This is a genomic window from Serratia sp. Z4 (assembly GCF_009900725.1).
Classification (GTDB): Bacteria; Pseudomonadota; Gammaproteobacteria; order Enterobacterales; family Enterobacteriaceae; genus Serratia; species Serratia nematodiphila.
In genome coordinates, this window is the sequence record NZ_JAAABD010000001.1 from 1,158,500 (window position 1) to 1,178,826 (window position 20,327).

The 20,327-nt window shown below is 61.4% G+C and carries 16 protein-coding genes and 1 pseudogene; 11 read left to right on the plus strand and 6 right to left on the minus strand.

Annotated features, from left to right (window positions below; all coding sequences use genetic code 11):
- Nucleotides 1-14: 14 nt before the first annotated feature.
- Nucleotides 15-350 carry a hypothetical protein gene (locus GT753_RS05800; protein WP_004940957.1) on the plus strand — a complete coding sequence of 112 codons (336 nt, stop codon included), beginning with the start codon at nt 15-17 and terminating at the stop codon, nt 348-350.
- A 37-nt stretch (nt 351-387) separates the two neighbouring features.
- Here the strand turns inward: GT753_RS05800 and dcuR are convergent, their stop codons facing one another.
- From dcuR to GT753_RS05815, 3 genes are all read right to left on the minus strand, one after another.
- Nucleotides 388-1,107, minus strand: coding sequence for a two-component system response regulator DcuR (gene dcuR / locus GT753_RS05805; RefSeq protein ID WP_004940959.1), 720 nt, complete (start codon nt 1,105-1,107; stop codon nt 388-390).
- Nucleotides 1,100-2,713 (minus strand): sensor histidine kinase, encoded by a 1,614-nt coding sequence (locus GT753_RS05810; protein WP_004940962.1) that lies wholly within the window; start codon nt 2,711-2,713, stop codon nt 1,100-1,102. Before GT753_RS05810 ends, dcuR begins: the two co-directional genes overlap by 8 nt.
- 125 nt (nt 2,714-2,838) lie before the next feature.
- Nucleotides 2,839-3,681 (minus strand): class I fructose-bisphosphate aldolase, encoded by an 843-nt coding sequence (locus GT753_RS05815; RefSeq protein WP_015377543.1) that lies wholly within the window; start codon nt 3,679-3,681, stop codon nt 2,839-2,841.
- A 483-nt stretch (nt 3,682-4,164) separates the two neighbouring features.
- Between GT753_RS05815 and GT753_RS05820 the strand changes: the two genes are divergently transcribed.
- The 5 genes from GT753_RS05820 (at nt 4,165) to GT753_RS05840 (ending at nt 9,597) form a co-directional block, all read left to right on the plus strand.
- Entirely contained in the window at nt 4,165-5,094 is a 930-nt protein-coding gene (locus tag GT753_RS05820; RefSeq protein ID WP_015377544.1) for a sugar ABC transporter substrate-binding protein, read from the plus strand.
- Nucleotides 5,095-5,169: 75 nt separating this feature from the next.
- Complete coding sequence (locus GT753_RS05825) at nt 5,170-6,654, plus strand: sugar ABC transporter ATP-binding protein (protein ID WP_015377545.1); 1,485 nt, start codon at nt 5,170-5,172, stop codon at nt 6,652-6,654.
- A 15-nt stretch (nt 6,655-6,669) separates the two neighbouring features.
- Nucleotides 6,670-7,710, plus strand: coding sequence for an ABC transporter permease (locus tag GT753_RS05830; RefSeq protein ID WP_004940978.1), 1,041 nt, complete (start codon nt 6,670-6,672; stop codon nt 7,708-7,710).
- A 63-nt stretch (nt 7,711-7,773) separates the two neighbouring features.
- Nucleotides 7,774-8,694 (plus strand): sugar ABC transporter substrate-binding protein, encoded by a 921-nt coding sequence (locus GT753_RS05835; protein WP_004940980.1) that lies wholly within the window; start codon nt 7,774-7,776, stop codon nt 8,692-8,694.
- A gap of 138 nt (nt 8,695-8,832) precedes the next feature.
- The gene (locus GT753_RS05840) at nt 8,833-9,597 is read left to right on the plus strand and encodes an SDR family oxidoreductase (protein ID WP_004940984.1); all 765 of its coding nucleotides are present in this window, start codon (nt 8,833-8,835) and stop codon (nt 9,595-9,597) included.
- Between the two features lie 46 nt (nt 9,598-9,643).
- Here GT753_RS05840 and metQ read toward each other — a convergent pair whose 3' ends face one another.
- Nucleotides 9,644-10,459, minus strand: coding sequence for a methionine ABC transporter substrate-binding lipoprotein MetQ (metQ, locus tag GT753_RS05845; RefSeq protein ID WP_048322963.1), 816 nt, complete (start codon nt 10,457-10,459; stop codon nt 9,644-9,646).
- A gap of 236 nt (nt 10,460-10,695) precedes the next feature.
- On the opposite strand from metQ, the gene GT753_RS05850 reads away from it, so the two are divergent.
- Both GT753_RS05850 and GT753_RS05855 read left to right on the plus strand, forming a co-directional pair.
- Nucleotides 10,696-11,214, plus strand: a complete 519-nt coding sequence (locus tag GT753_RS05850) for a hypothetical protein (protein ID WP_015377547.1) — start codon at nt 10,696-10,698, stop codon at nt 11,212-11,214.
- Nucleotides 11,215-11,362: 148 nt separating this feature from the next.
- Nucleotides 11,363-11,788, plus strand: coding sequence for a universal stress protein (locus GT753_RS05855; RefSeq protein ID WP_015377548.1), 426 nt, complete (start codon nt 11,363-11,365; stop codon nt 11,786-11,788).
- Nucleotides 11,789-11,831: 43 nt separating this feature from the next.
- Here GT753_RS05855 and ygjK read toward each other — a convergent pair whose 3' ends face one another.
- Together ygjK and ygjJ are read right to left on the minus strand one after the other, a co-directional pair.
- Nucleotides 11,832-14,201, minus strand: coding sequence for an alpha-glucosidase (ygjK, locus tag GT753_RS05860; RefSeq protein WP_160125376.1), 2,370 nt, complete (start codon nt 14,199-14,201; stop codon nt 11,832-11,834).
- A 17-nt stretch (nt 14,202-14,218) separates the two neighbouring features.
- Nucleotides 14,219-15,289, minus strand: a complete 1,071-nt coding sequence (gene ygjJ / locus GT753_RS05865) for a protein YgjJ (protein WP_021504841.1) — start codon at nt 15,287-15,289, stop codon at nt 14,219-14,221.
- A 336-nt stretch (nt 15,290-15,625) separates the two neighbouring features.
- On the opposite strand from ygjJ, the pseudogene ebgR reads away from it, so the two are divergent.
- From ebgR to GT753_RS05880, 3 genes and pseudogenes are all read left to right on the plus strand, one after another.
- A pseudogene (gene ebgR / locus GT753_RS05870) lies at nt 15,626-16,605 on the plus strand (transcriptional regulator EbgR).
- A 167-nt stretch (nt 16,606-16,772) separates the two neighbouring features.
- A complete protein-coding gene (gene ebgA, locus GT753_RS05875; RefSeq protein WP_015377552.1) occupies nt 16,773-19,862 on the plus strand; it encodes a beta-galactosidase subunit alpha in 3,090 nt (1,029 codons plus the stop codon).
- Nucleotides 19,859-20,311 (plus strand): beta-galactosidase subunit beta, encoded by a 453-nt coding sequence (locus GT753_RS05880; RefSeq protein WP_015377553.1) that lies wholly within the window; start codon nt 19,859-19,861, stop codon nt 20,309-20,311. The genes ebgA and GT753_RS05880 overlap by 4 nt, the downstream gene beginning before the upstream one ends.
- Nucleotides 20,312-20,327: the final 16 nt, after the last annotated feature.

Genomic DNA, 20,327 nt, shown 5'->3' on the forward strand with positions numbered 1-20,327 from the left:
AAAAGGAGTCATTGATGAAAAGGATCGTGTTGGCCGGCGTGGCCCTGTGTTGTTCCAGCTTCGCGCAGGCGCGGGTGGATCTGGAATACCATGCGGCGGCGCCGAAGGACAGTAAGGTCACCGAGGAGTACCAGAAAAAGCGCGACGCATTGCGCCACAAGGTGTGGAATGTCGATAACCTGACGCTGGCCAACGAGCAGGCGATTGCACGCGAACAGCAGCGCGAAGCCGCTGAGACCGCCGAGCGGCAGCAGCGGAACCTGGAACAGCAGCAGAAAAAGCAGCGCTGCCTGCGCAGACACTCGAAAGATCCTCATCCCGAGGCGAAGTGTTACATGCACAACTTCTAACCTTTAACGTCCGGGCGCTTTCTGCGCCCGACGTCGTTTAGGCCGGGCGGCAATGCTCTTTCAGCATGGCGATCGCGTCCGGTTTCAGCTGATACAGATAGACCGGCCGGCCGGTGGCGCCGTACAGAATACGGGTGCCGAGGATACCGCTTTCCGCCAGATAGATGAGGTACTTGCGGCAGGACACCCGCGAAATGCCAATGGCGTTGGCCAGATTGTCGGTAGAGAATTCGCTGTCGTGCTGTTGCTCGATCCACTCGCACACCGTGCTCAGGGTGATGCTGGTCAGGCCCTTCGGCAGCTTTTTGCTCTCCTGGCCGCCGGGCTGGCGGCGCAACAGGCTGTCGACGTCGGCCTGCGAAAACTCGCGTTGCGCCAAGAGCTGTGACTGCTGCCGGTAGTGGCTCAGCGCCTCCTTGAAGCGGCTGAACTGGAACGGCTTGATCAGATAATCCACCACGCCGTAGTGCAGCGCTTTTTGCACCGTGTTCACGTCGCTGGCGGAGGAGATGATGATCACATCGGTCTTTTCGCCGAGTTCGCGCAGGCCGGGCAGCAGATCCAGCCCGTTCTCCTGCTGCATGTAAATATCCAGCAACACCAGATCGATGCTGACGCTGGCGTCGGCCAGCAGGGCACGCGCCTGGCTCAGGGTCGCGACCGTCGCCTGGCAGTGAAAACCGCCGACCTGGCTCAGGTAGTATTTATTCAGCTCCGCCACCATCGGGTCGTCGTCGACAATCAGTACGTTAATCATGGGCTCTGCTCTTGGCCTGATAGGGAAGGTGCACGAAAAATTGGGTCAGCTCGCCCGGTTCGGATTCGAAATCGATGCTGCCGCCCAGTTTCTCCAGATGGCTGCGGATCAGCGCCAGGCCGATGCCGCGTCCCGTTCCCTTGGTGGAAAATCCGTGTTCGAAGATGCGCGCGCCGATCGCCGGATCTATGCCGGGGCCGTCGTCGCTGACGATACAGTGTAATTGATCGTCGTGATGATGGAAGCTCAGGCCGATCTCGTGGCCCTCAACGCCGTCGATGGCGTCGATGGCGTTTTCGATCAGGTTGCCGAGCACGCTGATCAGCACGTGGGTGGTTTCCGCATCGTCGGTTTCCGGCAGCAGGCTGTTTTCCTCGATGGTCAGTTCGATGCCGGCCTCGTGGGCGCGGCTGATCTTGCCGATGAAGAAGCCCGCCACCTCCGGCGAATGGATCTTGCGCAGCAGCGCGCCGATCTCTTCCTGATAGTTGCTGGCGGTGTTGATGATGTAGTTTTCCAACTGCTGATAGGCCTTCATATGCAGCATGCCGAGTATCACATGCAGCTTGTTCATAAATTCGTGCGACTGCACCCGCAGGGCGTCGGCGTAGTGCGCCATGCCGCTCAGCCGCTGCAGCAGGCGGCTGATCTCGGTCTTGTCGCGGAAGGTGGCGATGGCGCCGGTCACCTGGCCGTTGACGATCACCGGCACGGTATTGGTCAGCAGTTCGCTGCCGTTGAAGCTGATCTGCCGATCGCGCAGCGGTTCGCCGCTGGCCAGCACCTCCGCCAGATGCAGCTGCGCCGGCCAATGTTTGCTGGCGGCTTCCAGCAGCAGGTTTTCCACCGGCCCGCTCTGGCGCAGCAGGCGCTTGGCTTCGTCATTGACGATGGTGATGCGGGATTCATTATCGACCGCGATCACGCCTTCTTTAATCGATTGCAGCATGGCGTTGCGCTGTTCGAACAGGTTGGAGATTTCGTAAGGCTCGAAACCCAGCATGATGCGTTTGAGCGCAGAGACCAGGAAAAAGGTGCCCAGGCTGCCGACCAGGGCGGCGAAGGCGATGGTCCAATAGATGATCCATCGGCTTTCCGCCACCACCCGCTGCACGGTGTCCAGCGCGATGCCGAGCGCCACCACGCCGATTTGTTTTTTCTGATCGTCATACACCGGCACGAACACCCGCAGCGCCGGAGCCAGCGTGCCGCGGTTGATGGCGCTGTTGACGTTGCCTTGCAGCGCGGGCGCCAAATCGTCGCCGATAAAATGCTTGCCGATCAGCCAGGGTTTAGGGTGCGAATAGCGGATGCCCTGCATATCCACCACCACCACGAACAGCAGCTCGTTTTGATGGCGCACCTGCTCGGCGAAGCGCTGAATGGCGCCGCTGTGATCGCGCCGCTGCAGGCCGTCGATCACGGTGTTGGAGAGCGCCAGCGTGTTGGCGACGGCGATGGCTTTTTGCTGCAGCTGATCTTGCCCCTCGCGGCTCATCTGCACGAAAAACAGCGCGAATACCACCAGCAGCACCGAAGCGATGATGGCGGACACCATCAGCGTGATGGAGGTGCTCAGCTTGAGCGGCACCCGTTGTTTTGGCATGGCGGTTCTCCGAATGGCGATATCACGGCGTATTCTAGCGAGGAATGCGGCAAGCTGCAGTTACCGGCAGCAGGTTATAGCACGCTGCCGGGGTGTGGAGGGGTTATTTTAGTTACAAAAGCGGGTTACTGCTGGTGGTAGATCTCCAGCGCCTGTTGGCCGCTGGCGCCTTGATGGATGATCGCCATCAGAGCGCGCACCACCTGCGACGGATTACTGTGTTGATAGACGTTGCGACCATAGACCATGCCGGAGGCGCCCTGGGCCATCAGCGCGGCGGATTTCTCCAGCACCGGGCCCAGCTCTCCCTTGCCGCCGCCGCGCACCAGCGTCGGGCAGCGCGCCGCTTCCACCACGCGGTGGAAATCTTCCACCCGATCGGTCGGATCGGCCTTGATGATGTCGGCGCCCAGCTCGCGCGCCAGCCGCACCAGCGGCACGATCTTCTCCACGTCACCCAGCGATCCGTAGGCGGCGCCCTGGCCGGCCGGGGCCATCACCAGCGGTTCGATCATCAGCGGCATGGCGTAGCGATCGCAGGCGTGGCGAAGGCGGCCGATGTTTTCTACGCACTGACGGAAAATGCCGGGTTCATCCGGGATCATATAGAGGTTGACCACCACCGCGGCGGCGTCCATTTGCAGCGCGGCCAGGATCGGCGCTTCCGGGTTGTGCAGCACCGCCCACATTTCGCGGTGGCGTGCGGCGTTATAGGCGTTGCCGACGTCGGTGCGCATCACCAGCGCCGGTTTTTCGCGCTGCGGCGCGCGCTGCAGCAGATCCGCCTGCCCGTAGTTGACCTGAATCGCGTCGGGGCGCGCGGCGATCAGGTTGCCCATCACCCGTTCGATATCTTCCAGCCCGATTAAAAAATCCGGTTCGTTGGCGATGCCGTGATCGATCGCCACATCCAGGCACTTGCCGTTGTTGAACAGGCGGTTCATCCGCACCTTACTGCTGAGCTGCATGTCAGGTCCTCCTGAGATAGGGATATGTCCATTATTGCCGAGTAAGGATGGTCGGGAAACGCGGAAACCGCAAACTGCGCGCCCGCTCGCAGTTTTTGCCGGCGCACGAAAGGGGAACGCTCGCGGGCGGCTTTCATTTCATTTGTTAGATCCGTGTCATGTTTTTGTTAATAAGCCATTCCAAAACGCATGTTTCGCTTGTTTGGGTTAAAAAGTTTCAATAGTCTAAATTATGAAATAAACATTTAAAAAGCGGCGAGGACGCGACTTGCTCCACCAGGGGTTTATTTCAATTGATTGTTTTTAATCTGTTTTGAGATATCGATCACCATTTTGTTCACGGCCTTAATACGGCGATAACGCGGTAATTTCGCCGTATCAAAGGGATAACACCGACCGTATTGTTGTTTGAATGTAAAAAATATTTTTCATTAGCTGTCAACCAACAGACCTCTTCATTCTAACGATTAAAGGGTAACGAACATGAAGCTGAAGAAATTGATCGCCGCCTCGGTACTGATGTGCATGCTGCCGGCCAGCGTGTTGGCGAAAGACATCAAGATCGGCGTTTCCATGGCTTACTTCGATGACAACTTCCTCACCATTCTGCGCCAGTCGATGCAAAGCAAAATGAAGGCCGACGGCAACGTCAGCGGCCAGTTCGAAGACGCCAAGGGCGACATCGCGCAGCAAATTCAACAAATCGAAAACTTCGTCAGCCAGGGCGTCGACGCCATCATCCTCAACCCGGTGGATACCCAGGGCGTCAAGCCGATGATCAAACTGGCCGAGAACGCCAAGATCCCGCTGGTGTTCGTCAACCGCAAGCCGGAAGTGACGCTCCCGGCCGGCATGGCCTACGTCGGCTCCGATTCCAAGCTGGCCGGCAAACTGCAGATGGAAGCGTTGGCCAAGCTGATGAACGGCAAGGGCAACGTGATGATCCTGATGGGGGAACTGTCGAATGAATCGACCCGTGACCGCACCCGCGGCGTGGAAGAGGTGGCGGCCAACTATCCCGGTATCAAGATTGTCGATAAGCAAACCGCCAAGTGGACGCGTAAAGATGCGGTGGATATCACCACTGACTGGGTGCTGACCGGCCAGCAGATCGACGCTATCGCTTCCAACAACGACGAAATGGCCATCGGCGCCATCCTGGCGCTCAAGCAGGCTAAAAAGTCCGGCGTGCGGGTGGCCGGCGTGGATGGCACGCCCGATGCGCTGGAATTCATCAGAAAAGGCGATCTGGCGCTGAGCGTGTTCCAGGACGCCAAAGGCCAGGGCGAGGGTGCGGTGCAGACCGCCGTTCAACTGGTGAAAGGCGAGAAAGTGGAGAGCAACGTGCTGATCCCTTACCAGCTGATCACCCAGGCCAATTACCAGCAATTCGCCGATAAAAACAAGAAATAAGCCTTGAAGCCCGCCGCGGGCGCCGGTGTGGGGCGAGCGCGGCGGAAAACGTGGGTCAGTGCGGAGGTAAGCGGTATGTACCCTTATGTTCTTGAGGCCGAAGGCATCAGCAAGCAGTTCCCCGGCGTCAAAGCGCTGGATAAGGTCTCGATTAAAATCAAACCCGGCAGCGTGCACGCGCTGATGGGGGAAAACGGCGCAGGCAAATCGACGCTGATGAAATGCCTGATCGGCATCTACCACCCGGATGAAGGCTCGATAAAAATCAAAGGCCGGCCGGTCACCTTCAGCGACACGCTGCAGGCGCTGCATTCGGGCATTTCCATGATCCACCAGGAGCTGAACCTGGTGCCTTATATGACGGTAGCGGAAAACATCTGGCTGGGGCGCGAGCCGGCGCGGTTGGGGTTCGTCAACCACGAGCAGCTGAACGAGAACACCCGCGAGCTGCTGGCGCGGCTGAACATCAAACTGCAGCCGGACACGCTGGTGGGCGAACTGAGCATCGCCAACCAGCAGATGGTGGAGATCGCCAAGGCGGTGTCCTACAACGCCGACGTATTGATCATGGACGAACCGACCTCGGCGCTGACCGAAGGTGAAGTGGTGCACCTGTTCGCCATCATCCGCGAACTGCGCGAGCAGGGCAAAGGCATCATCTATATCAGCCACAAGATGGACGAGATCTTCGCCATCACCGACGAAGTGAGCATTTTCCGCGACGGCACTTTCATCGCCTGCGACAAGACCGAAAATCTGACCAAACAGTCGCTGATCACCATGATGGTGGGGCGTGAACTGACGCAGATGTTCCCCAAATTCAACAACAATATCGGCGAGGAAGTGCTGCGGGTGGCGGGGCTGCGCCGCAGCGGCTGGTTCCACGACGTGTCGTTCAGCGTCAAACGCGGCGAGATCCTCGGCGTCGCCGGGCTGGTGGGCGCCGGGCGCAGCGAAGTGATGGAAAGCCTGTTCGGCATGCACCCGGCGGAAGGCGGCGAGATCTTTATCGAGGGCCAGGCGGTGAAGGTCGATTCCCCGGCGAAGGCGATCGAGAGCGGGTTGGCGTTCCTCACCGAAGACCGCAAAAAATCCGGCCTGTTTTTGGTGCTGTCGGTGGTCGAGAACATGAGCATCGTCAACCTGTCGGAATACATCGGCAAGAACGGTTTCGTCAGCCACGTGCAGATGGCCAAAGACTGCATGGATCAGATCAAAAAGCTCAACATCAAAACGCCGACCATGGATCAGATCATCAATAACCTCAGCGGCGGCAACCAACAGAAGGTGCTGATTGCGCGCTGGCTGCTGGCGCAGCCGAAAATCCTGATCCTCGACGAACCGACGCGCGGCATCGACGTGGGAGCCAAAGCGGAAATCTACCGCCTGATCAGCGAGCTGGCCAACCGCGGCGTCGCCATCATTCTGGTCTCCTCCGAGCTGCCGGAGATCCTCGGCATGAGCGACCGGGTGATGGTGATGCACGGCGGCCGCATCACCGGCATTTTGGACAAAGACGACGCGGACCAGGAAAAGATCCTGGCGCTGGCCTCAGAATAACGAAGGGTGAACATCATGAGTAACGTAAAGATTGAGAAGCCGCTCTCCGCCGATTCAACGAGCAAGGGAACGCTGTTCTCCGGGCTGAGCGGCAAAATGCCGAAGGATACCGGCATCTTCATCGTGATGCTCGGCATCGCGCTGGTCTTCGAAATCCTCGGCTGGTACATGCGCGATCAGTCGTTCCTGCTTAACCCGAACCGCCTGCTGCTGATCGTGCTGCAGGTGGCGATCATCGGCATCATCGCGGTGGGCGTCACCCAGGTGATCATCACCACCGGCATCGATCTCTCCTCCGGTTCGCTGATTGCGCTGACTGCGGTGGTGGCGGCCAGCCTGGCGCAGACCTCGGACAGCATTTCGCCGATGTACCCGGGGCTGCTCGATCTGCCGGCGGCGATCCCGATCGGCGCGGGGATTGGGGTGGGCATTGTCTGCGGCTTTATCAACGGCTTCCTGATCACCCGCACCGGCATTCCGCCGTTCATCGCCACGCTGGGGATGATGGTATCGGCGCGCGGTCTGGCGCAGTACTACACCAAGGGTAACCCGGTCAGCTTCCTGTCGGACGGCTTCACGTCAATCGGCCAGGGCGCGATGCCGGTGATCATCTTCCTGGTGATTGCGGTGATCTTCCATATCGCGCTCAAACACACCCGCTACGGCAAATACATCTACGCCATCGGCGGCAACATGACCTCGGCGCGGGTGTCCGGCATCAACGTCAACAAATATCTGGTGACGGTTTACACCATCGCCGGCGGGTTGGCGGGACTGGCGGGCGTGGTGCTGGCGGCGCGCGTCAGCAGCGGCCAGTCGAGCATGGGGATGTCGTACGAGCTGGACGCCATCGCCGCGGCGGTGATCGGCGGCAGCAGCCTGATGGGCGGCGTCGGGCGCATCACCGGCACGCTGATCGGCGCGGTGATCCTCGGCCTTATCAAAAGCGGCTTCACCTTTATCGGCGTCGATTCTTACATTCAGGACATCATCAAAGGCGTGATTATCGTCGCCGCCGTGTCGATCGACATGCGTCGCAACCGCAAGAAACACTGATTGCCGTGAATTGCCGCCGGCGCCAGGGTTGGCCGGCGGTGTTTTTTTACCGGGGGGCACATCATGAATTACCTGAAAGGGCTGTGGCTGGCGGTGGCGCTGTGTGCGTCCACCCCGGCATGGGCGCAAACCATCGGCGTATCGATGGCCTATTTCGACCAGAACTTCCTCACCATTATCCGCCAGGCGATCGACAAGGAGGCCAAGGCGCGCGGCATTACCGTGCAGTTCGAGGACGCGCGCGGCGACGTCGGCCGCCAGACCGACCAGGTGCAAAGCTTTATCAGCGCCGGGGTGGACGCGATTATCGTCGATCCGGTCAACTCGGCCAGCACGCCGGTAATGACCAAAATGGTGCAGGCCGCCGGCGTGCCGCTGGTGTACGTGAACCGCACGCCGGGCGACGCCAAACTGCCTCAGGGCGTGGTGTTCGTCGGCTCCGACGAGCGGGAGTCCGGCACGCTGCAAATGGAAGAGTTGGCGCGGCTGGCCAACTATCAGGGCAACGTGGCGGTGATGATCGGCAACCTGACCGACGCCGGCGCGCTGCAGCGCACCAAAGACGTGGAGCAGGTGGTGGCCAAATACCCGAACATGAAGGTGGTGCAGAAGCAGAGCGCCAACTATTCACGCAGTGAAGGCATGGATCTGATGATGAACTGGCTGACCAACGGCGAAGCGATCGACATCGTCGCCGCCAACAACGACGAGATGGCGATCGGCGCGATCATGGCGCTGCAGCAGGCGGGCAAGGCGGACAAGAAAGTGCTGATCGGCGGCATCGACGCCACGCCGGACGGCCTCAAGGCGCTGGCCTCCGGCAAGATGCAGGTCACGGTGTTCCAGGACGCGATCGGCCAGGGCAAGGCCTCGGTCGAGGTGGCGCAGCGCATGATCAACGGCGAAAAGCTTGAGCCGTATTACTGGATTCCATTCGAGCTGGTGACGCCGGCCAATCAGGAGAAATACGCGGCCAAACCGTGAGTTCGCCGTCGGATCCGCGTTGCCGGGGCGCTGCTTGCAGCGCCTTTTTTATTGCGCCAATTGCATGTCCGCTTGCGGCCAGCGCGGCGTCGAACCTTGCCTCACACTGAGGATCTTTAAACAGCGTGAGGATGAGCGATGAACGCATTAAACGGCAAGGTGGCGGTGATCGGCGGCGCCAGTTCAGGGATCGGCAAAGCGGCGGCGCTGCTGTTCGCCCGGCAGGGGGCGGCGCTGGTGTTGGGCGCCCGGCGCGCGCCGCTGTTGGCCGAGCTGGTGGAGGACATTCGGCGCGAGGGCGGCCGGGCATTGGCGGTGGCGGGTGACGTGCGCGATGAAGCCTTCGCCGAACGGCTGACGGCGACGGCGGTCGACGAATTCGGCGGCCTGGATATCGCCTTCAACAACGCCGGCACGTTGGGGCCGCTGGGGCCGTCGCTGGCGCTCAGCGCGTCAGAATGGCGCGAGGTGCTGGAAACTAACCTGTCCAGCGCCTATTACGGCGCCAGGCATCAAATTCCCGCCATGCTGGCGCGCGGCGCGGGCTCGGTGATCTTCACCTCCACGTTCGTCGGCCACACCGCGGCGTTTCCCGGCACGGCGGCCTATGCGGCCGGCAAATCGGGGCTGATCGGCCTGACGCAGGCGCTGGCGGTGGAGTTTGGCGGGCGCGGCATTCGGGTGAACGCGCTGCTGCCGGGAGGCACCGATACGGCGATGGGGCGGCAGATGAGCAATACCCCGGAAGCCTTGGCGCAGGTGGCCGACCTGCACGCGCTGAAGCGGCTGGCGATGCCGGAGGAGATCGCGCAGGCGGCGCTGTATTTGGCGTCTGACGCCTCCTCATTTGTCACCGGCACCGCGATGCTGGTGGACGGCGGCGTGTCCATTCAGCGCGGCTGAGGTTGGCATGGCCCGTGGCCTGGCGCCACGGGCATACGGGAGAGCGTTACCAGCCTTTGACGGCGTCGCCTTTGTAAATTTCGGCGGCGCTGGCCGCCACTTCGTCGGTCTGATAGGCCTTGACCAGATCCTTCACTTTCTCGCTGTCTTTGTTGTCGATGCGGCTGGCGAAAATGTTGACGTAAGGCGAGTTTTTGTCTTCGACAAACAGCCCGTCCTTGGCCGGCGACAGGCCAATCTGGCTGGAATAGTTGGTGTTGATGATCGCCAGCGTCACCTGTTGGTCGTCCAGCGCGCGCGGCAGCTGCGGCGCTTCAATCTCGACGATCTTCAGCTTTTTCGGGTTGCTGACGATGTCCAGCGCGGTCGGCAGCAGGCCGACGCCCTCTTTCAGGGTGATCAGCCCCTGTTTTTGCAACAGCAACAGCGAGCGGCCCAGGTTGGTCGGATCGTTCGGCACCGCCACCTGCGCGCCGTCCGGCAGCTGGCTGAGTGCGGTTATCTTCTTCGAATAGCCGGCGATCGGGTAGACGAAGGTGTTGCCCACCGCCGCCAGTTTGTAGCCGCGCTCCTGCATCTGCTTGTCCAGATACGGTTTGTGCTGGAAGGCGTTGACGTCCAGATCGCCGTTGTTCAGCGCTTCGTTCGGCAGCACGTAGTCGTTGAAGGTCACCACCTCCACGTCCAGATCGTATTTCTGCTTGGCGACCTTTTGCACCACCGCCCACAGCGACTGATCGATACCGGCGCTGATGCCGACCTTGATGTGGTGATCGTCCTGTGCGGTTGGGCCGCAGGCGGTCAGCAGCAGCGTGCCGGCGGCGGCCAGCGCCAGGGTGAGGTTTTTCAGCGTAAATGTCATTTTCCCAGGGTCCTTGTCAACATTGCCTGCTAATTTTGGCGGGCAGAATAGTGGCAGTGACTGTAGGTAATCGCTGGGCTAAAACAAAATACTGATTCACTATGACTCATAGCGATTAGCTATGAGCGGCCGCCGCACCGCGCGGTGCGGATTGTTTTGACGGCGAATCGGCGGGCTTATTATGATAGCCGTTGGCCCGCGAGGGCAGACTGGGTACTGAAACGAAGGAAAAGACAATGCGATTGAACACTTGGAGCAAGGCGCTGCTGCCGCTGGTGGTGTTGGCCTGCGTCTCGGCGACTCAGGTTCGGGCGGCGGAAAGCGATACCGGGCCGATCCCCAAACAGCTGCTGGGTAACTGGCGCGTCAGCAAGATCGTGCCGACCCAGACCACCGGCTGCTGGGATCAACAGCAGGCGCAGAGCCTGATCGGCGGTAAAATCAGCTACAAAGCGGATGCGTTCAGCTGGAACGGCACGGCGCTGAAAAGCGAAGGGGCCACCGTCAGCACCGTAGAAGCGCAGGAGTTCGTCGAGGACAACGCCGGCAGCAGCTCCTACATCGATTTCCCGATGCTGGGCATCAGCACGCCGTCGGTCGAGCGCGTGGCCATTCAGCACGCGGATACCGCCATCAAAGGCATCACCGATCAGGGCACCGATGGGGTGCCCGGCGATAACGTGCTGGTGAAAGACGCCAACACGCTGATCCTGTCGCTGTGCAACGTCTGGTTTGAGGCACAGCGCGAGAAATAATTTTTTGCCTTCAGCCCCGGCGACGGGGCTTTCCCACTGCATCACCTCCCGCCACGAGCGCCATTTCTGAACTAAAATTAATCATAACGATATGACCCCAGCGTGATATCGGAGCCTCGGCTCAACCGAGTCCATGACAGGAGGCGCTATGTGTTACCACCATATTGTCATCGCCACCGATCTGAGCGATGACGGCAAACGGCTGGTCGAAAAAGGGGCGTTGCTGGCGGAGGCGCTGCAGGCCAAACTCTCGCTGATCTATGTGGACGTCCACTACGACACCTACCACGCGGCGATCGGCTTTTCGGAGCGCAGTTATGACGGCGTGCCGTTCGAAGAGAAGATCCGCAAAGAGCTGGAACCCACCACGCAAAACGTCAATTATCCGATCGCGGAAGTGATTATCGGGCGCGGCGGCTTCGTTGACGAACTGCGCACGGCGGTCGTGGACAAGAACATCGATCTTCTGGTGTTCGGCCATCACCACGATCTGTGGAGCAACCTGTTTTCTTCTACCCGCAACGCCATCAACCAGCTGAATATCGACGTGCTGGTGATCCCGATCCGATCATAAACGCGGGCCACCGCCGGGCAACGATGGCGGTGGCCGCCGCGGCTTATTGCGTGAAGAAGTCGTTATACAACATGTACAGATGCGCCGCGCTCCAGGAGAAGTTCGGCGCGCCTTGCTGTTTGCCGGTGAGCGGGTTGTAGTTCTCGCGGATCGGCCCGTCGGCGACCAGGCCGTCGGCGTGGCGGAAGAAGGCCTGCGCCATCGCTACCGCGTCGTCGCGATAGCCGTAGCGTTCCATGCCCTTGAGGCCGAAATACAACTGATCGACCCACACGCGGCCGCGCCAGTAGATGTCCGCGCCGAACGCCGGGTTGGTCAGCGCCGCGGTGCCGAGCGGCACGTAGGTATTGAACTCGCGCGGATCCTTCATCACCCTGACCACCGCATCGGCGTGCGGCTGGCTGGCGGCGCCGTTGAACAGCGGCGACCAGCCTTCCGGCCCTTTGCCGCGTTCGACGATCGGTTTGCCGGCGCAGCCGTTGGCCAACGGCCGGCTTTCGATGCGGATGTCGTAGAAGAAACCGCTCTGTTTATCGAACATGCAGGTGTTGATGTAGGCCGCCAGCCGGTCGGCTTTGGCGCGGAAGGCGGCGGCTTCCGCGCCGCGGCCCAGAATATCGGCCATCTCCGCCAGGTAGCGGTTGTCGCTGTACATATAGCTGGCCTGATCCACCGACTCCTGCAGCAGCGAGTAGCCGAGCAGCGTGCCGTCCGGCGCGCGGTTTTCGGCGAATTTCACCTGCCAGTCTTCGCGTTTGCCGCCCTGCGCCACGTAGCGCGCCAATTGATCCGGATCGATAAAGCCGAATACCGCCGCATCGTCACGGCCCGACTCCCAGGAGGCGGCGGTCTGCGCCGGGATCGCGATGCTGTCGTAATGCCCCTCGCGCACGATGCGATCGTAGTTGTCGAGGCCGGCCAGCGTTTGCTCGCGTTGCCCGCGTTTGACGGTAAACAGCATGCGCCCGTCGGGCGTATTGTGCGCTTTGTCGCGGGTGGCGCCGTACTCCGGCACGCCGTTGCCGTTGTGATCGCGGTTGCGCAGCCACCAGTCATGGTAAGCCACCAGCTTCGGGTACATCTCCGCCAGCCAGCCCTTATCGCCGGTGACGCGATAGACCTCCATCACCGCCCAGGCCGCCAGGCTCGGCTTGGTGTTGCGTTCGTTCCAGTTGCCGCCGTCGCCGCCGCGCTCCGGGCTGGGGTTGTAGGCGATAAGGTCGGGCAGGAAACCGGCGTCCCACGGCCGCAAAGCGTCGCCCGGCCGGATCTGGTAGGCGAACACCGCGCGAATGTTGTCCTTGGCCACGTCCGGGTTGAAGTGCGCCATGGCGTAGGCCTGTTTCCAGGTGTCCCACGGCCAGGTCTGGTTGCCGGAGAACCAGCGCCCGGTGACCGACGGGGTGACCGAGTCGAACTTCATCGCCCCGGCGGCGCCGCGCCAGTTGCCGTTCAGCGTTTCTATCGCTTTGACCGCCACACGCGTTTGTTCCGCCGTGGCGTGCGGGTTGCGGAGCCCGGCGGCGAGATAGCGTTCCCAACGCTGGGCCGATGCGGCCATATAGCGCTGCGGGTGAGCGAGGATGTCGGCGATAGCGCGCTGTTCGCGCTGCGCCTCGTCGGCGGTGAGCAGGTGCGAATAGGTGGTGTACAGCGTGGTGGTGCCGGCGATGCGCGCCGTGGCGCGGAAGCGGTGGCCGTCGACCGTGGTGCGCTGCGGCAGCGATTTATGGATCTGATACTCGGACTGGCCGGAGGTCATCAGCTGCGACGGCGCACGCACCTTGCCGAAGGTGACGCGCAGGCCGTCCGCCGTCGGCACAATGCGGCGCGTGTAGTTCGGAAACGCCTGTTCGAGGGTCGCCGGCGGCTGCGGTTTTTGCTCTTTGGCCGCGTAGCGCTCCAGCAATTCGCCATCCCACACCAGCTCCAGCGGCGCATCGGTGATAATTTGCGTCTCCAGCAGCGAGGTGCGCGCACTGGCGAAGCGCAGCGTCAGGTTGACGGTAACTCCCGGCGCGCTGAGCCGCTGCACCAGGGCGCCGGGCAGGCTGTAGGCCGTCATGGTGAAAGACACCGGCTTGCCGTTGCGATATACGCTGAGCCGATCGAAATTGTTGGCCATAAAGTTGATGTATTCTTCGGTCAGCAGCGCCGGGCCGGGGAAACCGCCCATGCCTTCCGGGCCGCTCGGCAACAGGTGGCCATGCCAGGCGCCGAGATCGAAGAACGGGTTGAAGCGTTGATGATCGTCGAAGTCGTAGTCGAGCATAAAATGCGGCGCGCCGTGGCGATCGATAACGTTTGGGTAGCGTTCGGCCTGTGGGGCGGCGGGCGTTTTCGGCGCGCAGCCCGCCAGCGTCAGCGCGAGGGTGAGGGCGGTGGCCAGCGGCGTCAGGGGAGTCATGTTCATCGTAGGGGCCTCAACGGTTACCAATAGAAATATTGCATCAGAAACACCGAGTTGCTGGCGCCGGTGCTGTCATTGCGCATAAAGAATTTGCTGTCCAGCGCGGTGGCCAGCTTACCGCCGGCATATTCGTACCAGACGCCGAACTGGGCGTAGGAGGTGGCGGTATCCGCCGCGTTATCAAACCGGTGGCGGGCGTAGCTGTAGGCGGTGGAGAGGTACAGCCCTTTGGCGGTTTCCGTCATCGCGCTGAGCATCAGGCCCGATTCGCTGCCGGGATGGCCGCCGCTGTCGCCTTTGCCAGTGTGGTGCCAGACGCGGCCGGCCAGGTGTTTGCCGCGCAGCCCCAGCAGAAACAGCTGCCCCAGGCCGTCGGTCACCTCCAGGCCGTTCAGCAGCGTCAGACCGTCCTGCAGATCGTACTGGGTGTAGCCGTTGATCATCGCCCGGTAGGTGTATTTGTCGGAGTAGCGGTCGTATTTGCCGAAGTGCAGCAGCGCCTTGCTCTCGTCGATGCGGCTTTCCGGCGCCGCCGTCACGCTGTAGCGAAAGCGCCCGGTCAGGTTTTGCAGCTTGGCGGCGTAGCTGAGATCGCGGGTGTTGGGGATCACGTAGCCGTACTCCGGCGTGAAGTCGCCCCACCATTGCAGATCGTCGAGCGACGAGTCGTTGCGTACGCTGAGCATCATCTCGGTGCCGTCATCGGTACGGTAACCGCCGTAGAAACGGTTCAGGCCCCCCTCGAAGCCGCCCCAGCCGTGTCCGGGCGTCCAGGCGTGGCCCTGGCTGTCGGCCTGCACGGTCCAGCCCTCGCCGTAAATCAGGCCGAACCAATGGCCCTGTTTGATCTCGAGGCCGCCTTCGATGTAGGTGCCGTCGCTGTATTTATGTTGATGTTCGCCGTTCAAATAGACGCTGCCGCCGATGCCGAGCTCGCCGTAAAAGCGCAGGGCGGTCGCGGCGGTTTCGGGCAACGGCGGCGGCGGCAGCTGATTGCGCTCCGCCGGGGTAACGGGTTCCTGCGCCGCCCAGACCGGCGCGCTGAGTATCAGTAACAAGGGCAACAGGGCGTGATGATTTATTGATGTCATGGGGCATGTGCCTGGTGTTGGATGGATCGGCGCGTCAGTCGAACGGCGGCTCACGCAAGGTCGCTCCCGGCTCCTTGGGAGAAGAGATAAAGTCCGCCCGGTCGCGGGCGGTAAACGGCAGGTATATTAGTAAAATATTTAGTAAAAAATACGCTTTAATCAGTAAATCGTTAACTTGATCACAACGGGTGAAATGGGTATCTTTCGCTGCAGGCGCCCGGCAGCGGTTTGTATGAGCGAGCGCCGGCCCGGTCTGGGAAGAGAGGGGCGGGCGGCACTGTACGTTGCGCCGCTATCCGATTAAGCTACCGTTTTTCGTCTGTGCATTGGGACTCTATGGCCACACTGAAGGAAATTGCTGAAGCCGCTAATGTGTCCGTCGCCACCGTTTCGCGCGTGTTGAATGACGACCCCACCCTGAGCGTGAAGGCGCAAACCCGCCAGAAGATCCTGGAAGCGGCGGAGCGCCTCGAATACAAGATTGCGCCTTCCAAACGGCAAAGTGGGCAACGCCTGCAATTCGCCGCGCTGTTCACCTATACGCAGGGTGTGGAGATCAACGATCCCTATTACCTGGCGATGCGCTACGGCATCGAAACGCAGTGCGAAAAACTGGGCGTGATGTTGAGCGCCGGTTACGACTTTACCGGCGACAAGGCGCTGCCGGCGGCCGACGGCCTGCTGGTGATCGGCCGGCCACAGCCCGCGCTGTATGAGCAGCTCAGGCAGCAGGAAACGCCGGTGGTGTTTATCGACGGCGTGGTGGACGATGAGCGTTTCGACTGCGTCAATGTCGACCTGTACAAGATCAGCCGCAAGGTGATCGATTACTTCATCGGCCGTGGCTATCAGCGCATCGGCTTTATCGGCGGGCGCGACCATCCGGCCGGCATCGACCAGCGCGAGCAGGCGTTCGTCGAGTATGGCCGGCAGCAAAACGTGGTGCGGCCGCAGGATATTTACCACGGCGATTTCAGCAGCCAGTCGGGCTACCAGTGCGCCAAAGCGATGTTGCAGAGCAAGAATGGCTATCCGCCGGCGCTGCTGGTGGCGACCGATTCGATCGCCATCGGCGTGCTGCGCGCGCTGCATGAACACGGCATTCAGGTGCCGGGGCAGATCGCGTTAATCAGCGTCAACGACATTCCCACCGCCCGCTTTATTATCCCGCCTTGTCCACGGTGCGCATCCCTTCGGAAACCATGGGCGCACAGGCCGTCAACCTGCTGGCGGAGCGGCTGCGCGATGAGCGCGCCGTCCCGCTGTCGATCTTCGTTCCCAGCTCGCTGCAGCTGCGTGACACCACCGTCGCCTGACCGCCCCCCGCCTCGGCGGGGGGCGTTGGCGCTCAAAATTAACGTCATGATAAAAAAAGGCATTTGAGATTTATTGTGATCCTGTCGTCATTTGGTAAATATCGGCTGTAGTTTTTACTAAATATTTACTATCGTTTCCGCATTGCACAGGTGTCGGGAGACGTGACGTGAATAATTGGGAAAACATTGAAAAACAGTCGGAGCACCGGTTGGCGCCGCGCGCGAGCTTCTTCAGCTACGCGGACTCCGAGCAGGCGCTGAGCTTCGATCGCAACGCCAGCCGGCGTTTCCAGCTGCTGAGCGGCCGCTGGCGCTTTCGGTTCTTCGAGCACCCGGCGCAGGTGCCGGCGGCGTTTTACCGTGAGCCGATGAGCGACTGGGGCGATATGGCGGTGCCGGGCATGTGGCAGCTGGAAGGGCACGGCCACCTGCAGTATACCGATGAGGGCTTCCCGTTTCCGATCGACGTGCCTTACGTGCCGACCAACAACCCCACCGGCGCCTATCAGCGCCACTTTACGCTCGACGCCGGCTGGCGGGACCAGCAAGTGCTGATCAAATTCGACGGCGTGGAAACCTACTTCGAGGTGTACGTCAACGGCGGCTATGTCGGCTTCAGCAAGGGCAGCCGACTGTGCGCCGAATTCGACATCAGCCCCTATGTGCGGCAGGGCGAGAACCTGCTGTCGGTGCGGGTGATGCAGTGGGCCGATTCCACCTACATCGAAGATCAGGACATGTGGTGGATGGCCGGCATCTTTCGCGACGTTTATCTGATCGGCCAGAGCGCCACTCACCTTCACGACCTGACGCTGGTCACCACCTTCGATGAGCGCTATTGCGACGCGCAGTTGGCGATCGACGCCGAGCTGCGCCATCTCGGATCGCCGGCCGCCGAGGGCTGCCGCCTGCAGGCGCAGCTGTTCGACGGCGATCGCTGCGTGGCGGAGCAGTGGCGCGACGATCTGCGCATCGAGCGGGCGCTGATCTGCCGTTTCGAGCTGCCGGTCAGCCGCCCGCAGCAGTGGAATGCGGAAAATCCCTATCTGTATCAGCTGTTGCTCAGCCTGTATGACAGCGCCGGCAACCTGCTGGGCGTGGTGCCGCAGCGGGTGGGCTTCCGCGAGATCGCGGTGCGCGACGGGCTGATGTACGTCAACGGGCGTTACCTCAAACTGCACGGCGTCAACCGCCACGATCACGATCACCGAAAAGGGCGCGCCGTCGATATGGCGCGGATGGAGCGCGACATCGTGCTGATGAAACAGCACAACATCAACTCGGTGCGCACCGCCCATTATCCCAACGATCCGCGTTTTTACGAGCTGTGCGATCTCTATGGCCTGTTTGTGATGGCGGAGACCGATCTGGAGAGCCACGGCTTTGCCAACGTTGGCGATCTGAGCCGCATTACCGACGATCCGCGCTGGGAGCAGGCTTACGTCGAGCGCATCGAGCGCCACGTGGCGGCGCAGAAAAACCACCCGTCGATCATCATCTGGTCGCTCGGCAACGAGTCCGGCTACGGGTGCAACATTCGCGCCATGGCCCGGCGCTGCAAGGCGCTCGATCCGACCCGCCTCATCCACTACGAAGAAGACCGCGACGCCGAAGTGACCGACGTGATCAGCACCATGTATTCCCGCGTGGCGATGATGAACGCCTTCGGTGAATACCCGCACCCCAAACCGCGCATTCTGTGTGAATACGCCCACGCCATGGGCAACGGCCCCGGCGGGCTGTTCGAATACCAGTCGGTGTTCAACCGTCACGCCAGTTTGCAGGGGCACTATATCTGGGAATGGTGCGATCACGGTCTGCTGAGCCACGACGAGCAGGGGCGCGAGCGCTACCAGTACGGCGGCGATTACGGCGACTTCCCGAACAACTACAACTTCTGCATGGACGGCCTGATCTACCCGGACCAGCGCCCCGGCCCCGGCCTGCGTGAATATCAGCAGGTGCTGTGCCCGGTGGAAGTGACGGCGGAAGAAGGCGCAGGCGACGTGCTGCGGGTGAAAAACCGCTACTGGTTCAGCTCGCTGGCGGACATCACGCTGAAGGTCAGCGTCAAGACCGACGGCCGCAAGGTGGCGAGTTACGAATTCAAGCTGCCGCATCTGCAGCCGGGCGAGAGTGAAGACATGCACCTGCCGGTGCTGGCGCTGGGGCAGGGGGAAACGCTGATCGACGTGGCGGTGCATAAAGACAGCGCCACCCGCTACAGCGAGAGCGGCCAGCGGCTGGGGCATTACCAGCATCTGCGCCAGGCGACGACGCGGCTACCGACTCCACCGGTGGTCGATGCGCCGGCGCTGCAATGCCGCGAGGAAAATCATCAGCTGCTCGTCAGCGGCGGCCGGTTCCAGCTGGTGTTCTCGCTGCTGAGCGGCGAACTGCTGTCGTGGCGGGTAGACGATGAAGAAATAGTGGGACGCGCGCCGCGCATCACCTTCTTCAAACCGGTGATCGATAACCATAAACAGGAATATGAGGGGATTTGGCTGCCGTATCACTTCCCCATCATGCAACAGCATTTCCGCCGCCTTAGCCGGCAATGGCAGGGGGACGATCTGCTGATCGAGGTGCGCAGCCTGATCGCGCCGCCGGTGTTCGACTTCGGCATGCGCTGCACCTATCGCTGGCGCATCTCTCCGCAGGGCTGTGTCAGCCTGGATCTGGCCGGGGAGCCTTACGGCGATTTCCGGCAGGTGATCCCGAAAATCGGTCTCGATTTCGGCATCAGCCGCCGCTTCGAGCAGGTGGAATACTACGGCCGCGGGCCGGGTGAGAACTACCGCGACAGCTGCCGGGCCAACCTTATCGGCCGCTACCGGCAGCGCGCCGATGCGCTGTTCGAACACTATCCGTTCCCGCAGGACAACGGCAATCGGCAGGACGTGCGCTGGCTGAGCCTGCAGGACGCGGCGGGCAAGGGGATCTTCATCCAACCGCGGCGGCCGATCAACTTCAGCCTGTGGCCGTACAGCGCCGAGATGCTGCATCAGGCCCAGCACATCAACGAGCTGGAGCCTGACGATTGCCTGACGCTGAACCTGGACGATCAGGTGCTTGGCCTCGGCTCCAACTCCTGGGGTTCCGAGGTGCTGGACACCCACCGGGTCTATCTGGCGCCGTTCAGCTACGGCTTCACGCTGGTGCCGTTCGACGGCCGGCAAACGGACGGCGCCGCGCTCGCCGGTTATGACTTCGCGCCGGCCCCTCATCACCCGCAGTCTGCGGAGGAAAACGCATGATCATTCTCGAATCCCTGACGGAGTTTCAGCGCATTTATCACAGCGGCAAGAAATGGCTGCGCTGCATGGAGGCGATCGCCAATGTCGATCGCATCAGCCCGAACGTGTGCCATTCGATCGGCGACTCGCTGACCTATCGGCTGAGCGTCGGCGCCGGCCGGCAGCACGGCTGGCTGGAAGGCAACCGCCGCTACTTCGACGTGCACTACTACCTCGAGGGAGAAGAGATCGTCGAAGTCGCCGACAAACGGGCGCTGACGACGGTGGCGCCCTATCAGGACGAAACCGACCGCGAGTTTTTCAGCGGCGAAGGCGAGAGGCGCCGGGTTGGCAAAGGCAACGTGGTGATCTTCGAAAACCACCAGGCTCACCGCTTCAAAGAAAGCGGCAAGGTAAAAAAAGTCATTTTAAAAGTGACGGTGGAAGACAGCTATTTCATCAACAAATAGCGCGACCGCCGATCGA

Excerpts from the sequence above, each read along its gene's own strand:
- GT753_RS05835 (WP_004940980.1), top strand. The coding sequence starts at position 7,774 with ATGAATTACCTGAAAGGGCTGTGGCTGGCGGTGGCGCTGTGTGCGTCC.
- GT753_RS05850 (WP_015377547.1), top strand. The coding sequence starts at position 10,696 with ATGCGATTGAACACTTGGAGCAAGGCGCTGCTGCCGCTGGTGGTGTTG.
- GT753_RS05855 (WP_015377548.1), top strand. The coding sequence starts at position 11,363 with ATGTGTTACCACCATATTGTCATCGCCACCGATCTGAGCGATGACGGC.
- metQ (WP_048322963.1), bottom strand. The coding sequence starts at position 10,459 with ATGACATTTACGCTGAAAAACCTCACCCTGGCGCTGGCCGCCGCCGGC.
- dcuR (WP_004940959.1), bottom strand. The coding sequence starts at position 1,107 with ATGATTAACGTACTGATTGTCGACGACGACCCGATGGTGGCGGAGCTG.
- GT753_RS05880 (WP_015377553.1), top strand. The coding sequence starts at position 19,859 with ATGATCATTCTCGAATCCCTGACGGAGTTTCAGCGCATTTATCACAGC.
- ygjK (WP_160125376.1), bottom strand. The coding sequence starts at position 14,201 with ATGAACATGACTCCCCTGACGCCGCTGGCCACCGCCCTCACCCTCGCG.
- GT753_RS05840 (WP_004940984.1), top strand. The coding sequence starts at position 8,833 with ATGAACGCATTAAACGGCAAGGTGGCGGTGATCGGCGGCGCCAGTTCA.
- GT753_RS05815 (WP_015377543.1), bottom strand. The coding sequence starts at position 3,681 with ATGCAGCTCAGCAGTAAGGTGCGGATGAACCGCCTGTTCAACAACGGC.
- ygjJ (WP_021504841.1), bottom strand. The coding sequence starts at position 15,289 with ATGACATCAATAAATCATCACGCCCTGTTGCCCTTGTTACTGATACTC.
- GT753_RS05820 (WP_015377544.1), top strand. The coding sequence starts at position 4,165 with ATGAAGCTGAAGAAATTGATCGCCGCCTCGGTACTGATGTGCATGCTG.
- GT753_RS05830 (WP_004940978.1), top strand. The coding sequence starts at position 6,670 with ATGAGTAACGTAAAGATTGAGAAGCCGCTCTCCGCCGATTCAACGAGC.
- GT753_RS05800 (WP_004940957.1), top strand. The coding sequence starts at position 15 with ATGAAAAGGATCGTGTTGGCCGGCGTGGCCCTGTGTTGTTCCAGCTTC.
- GT753_RS05825 (WP_015377545.1), top strand. The coding sequence starts at position 5,170 with ATGTACCCTTATGTTCTTGAGGCCGAAGGCATCAGCAAGCAGTTCCCC.
- GT753_RS05810 (WP_004940962.1), bottom strand. The coding sequence starts at position 2,713 with ATGCCAAAACAACGGGTGCCGCTCAAGCTGAGCACCTCCATCACGCTG.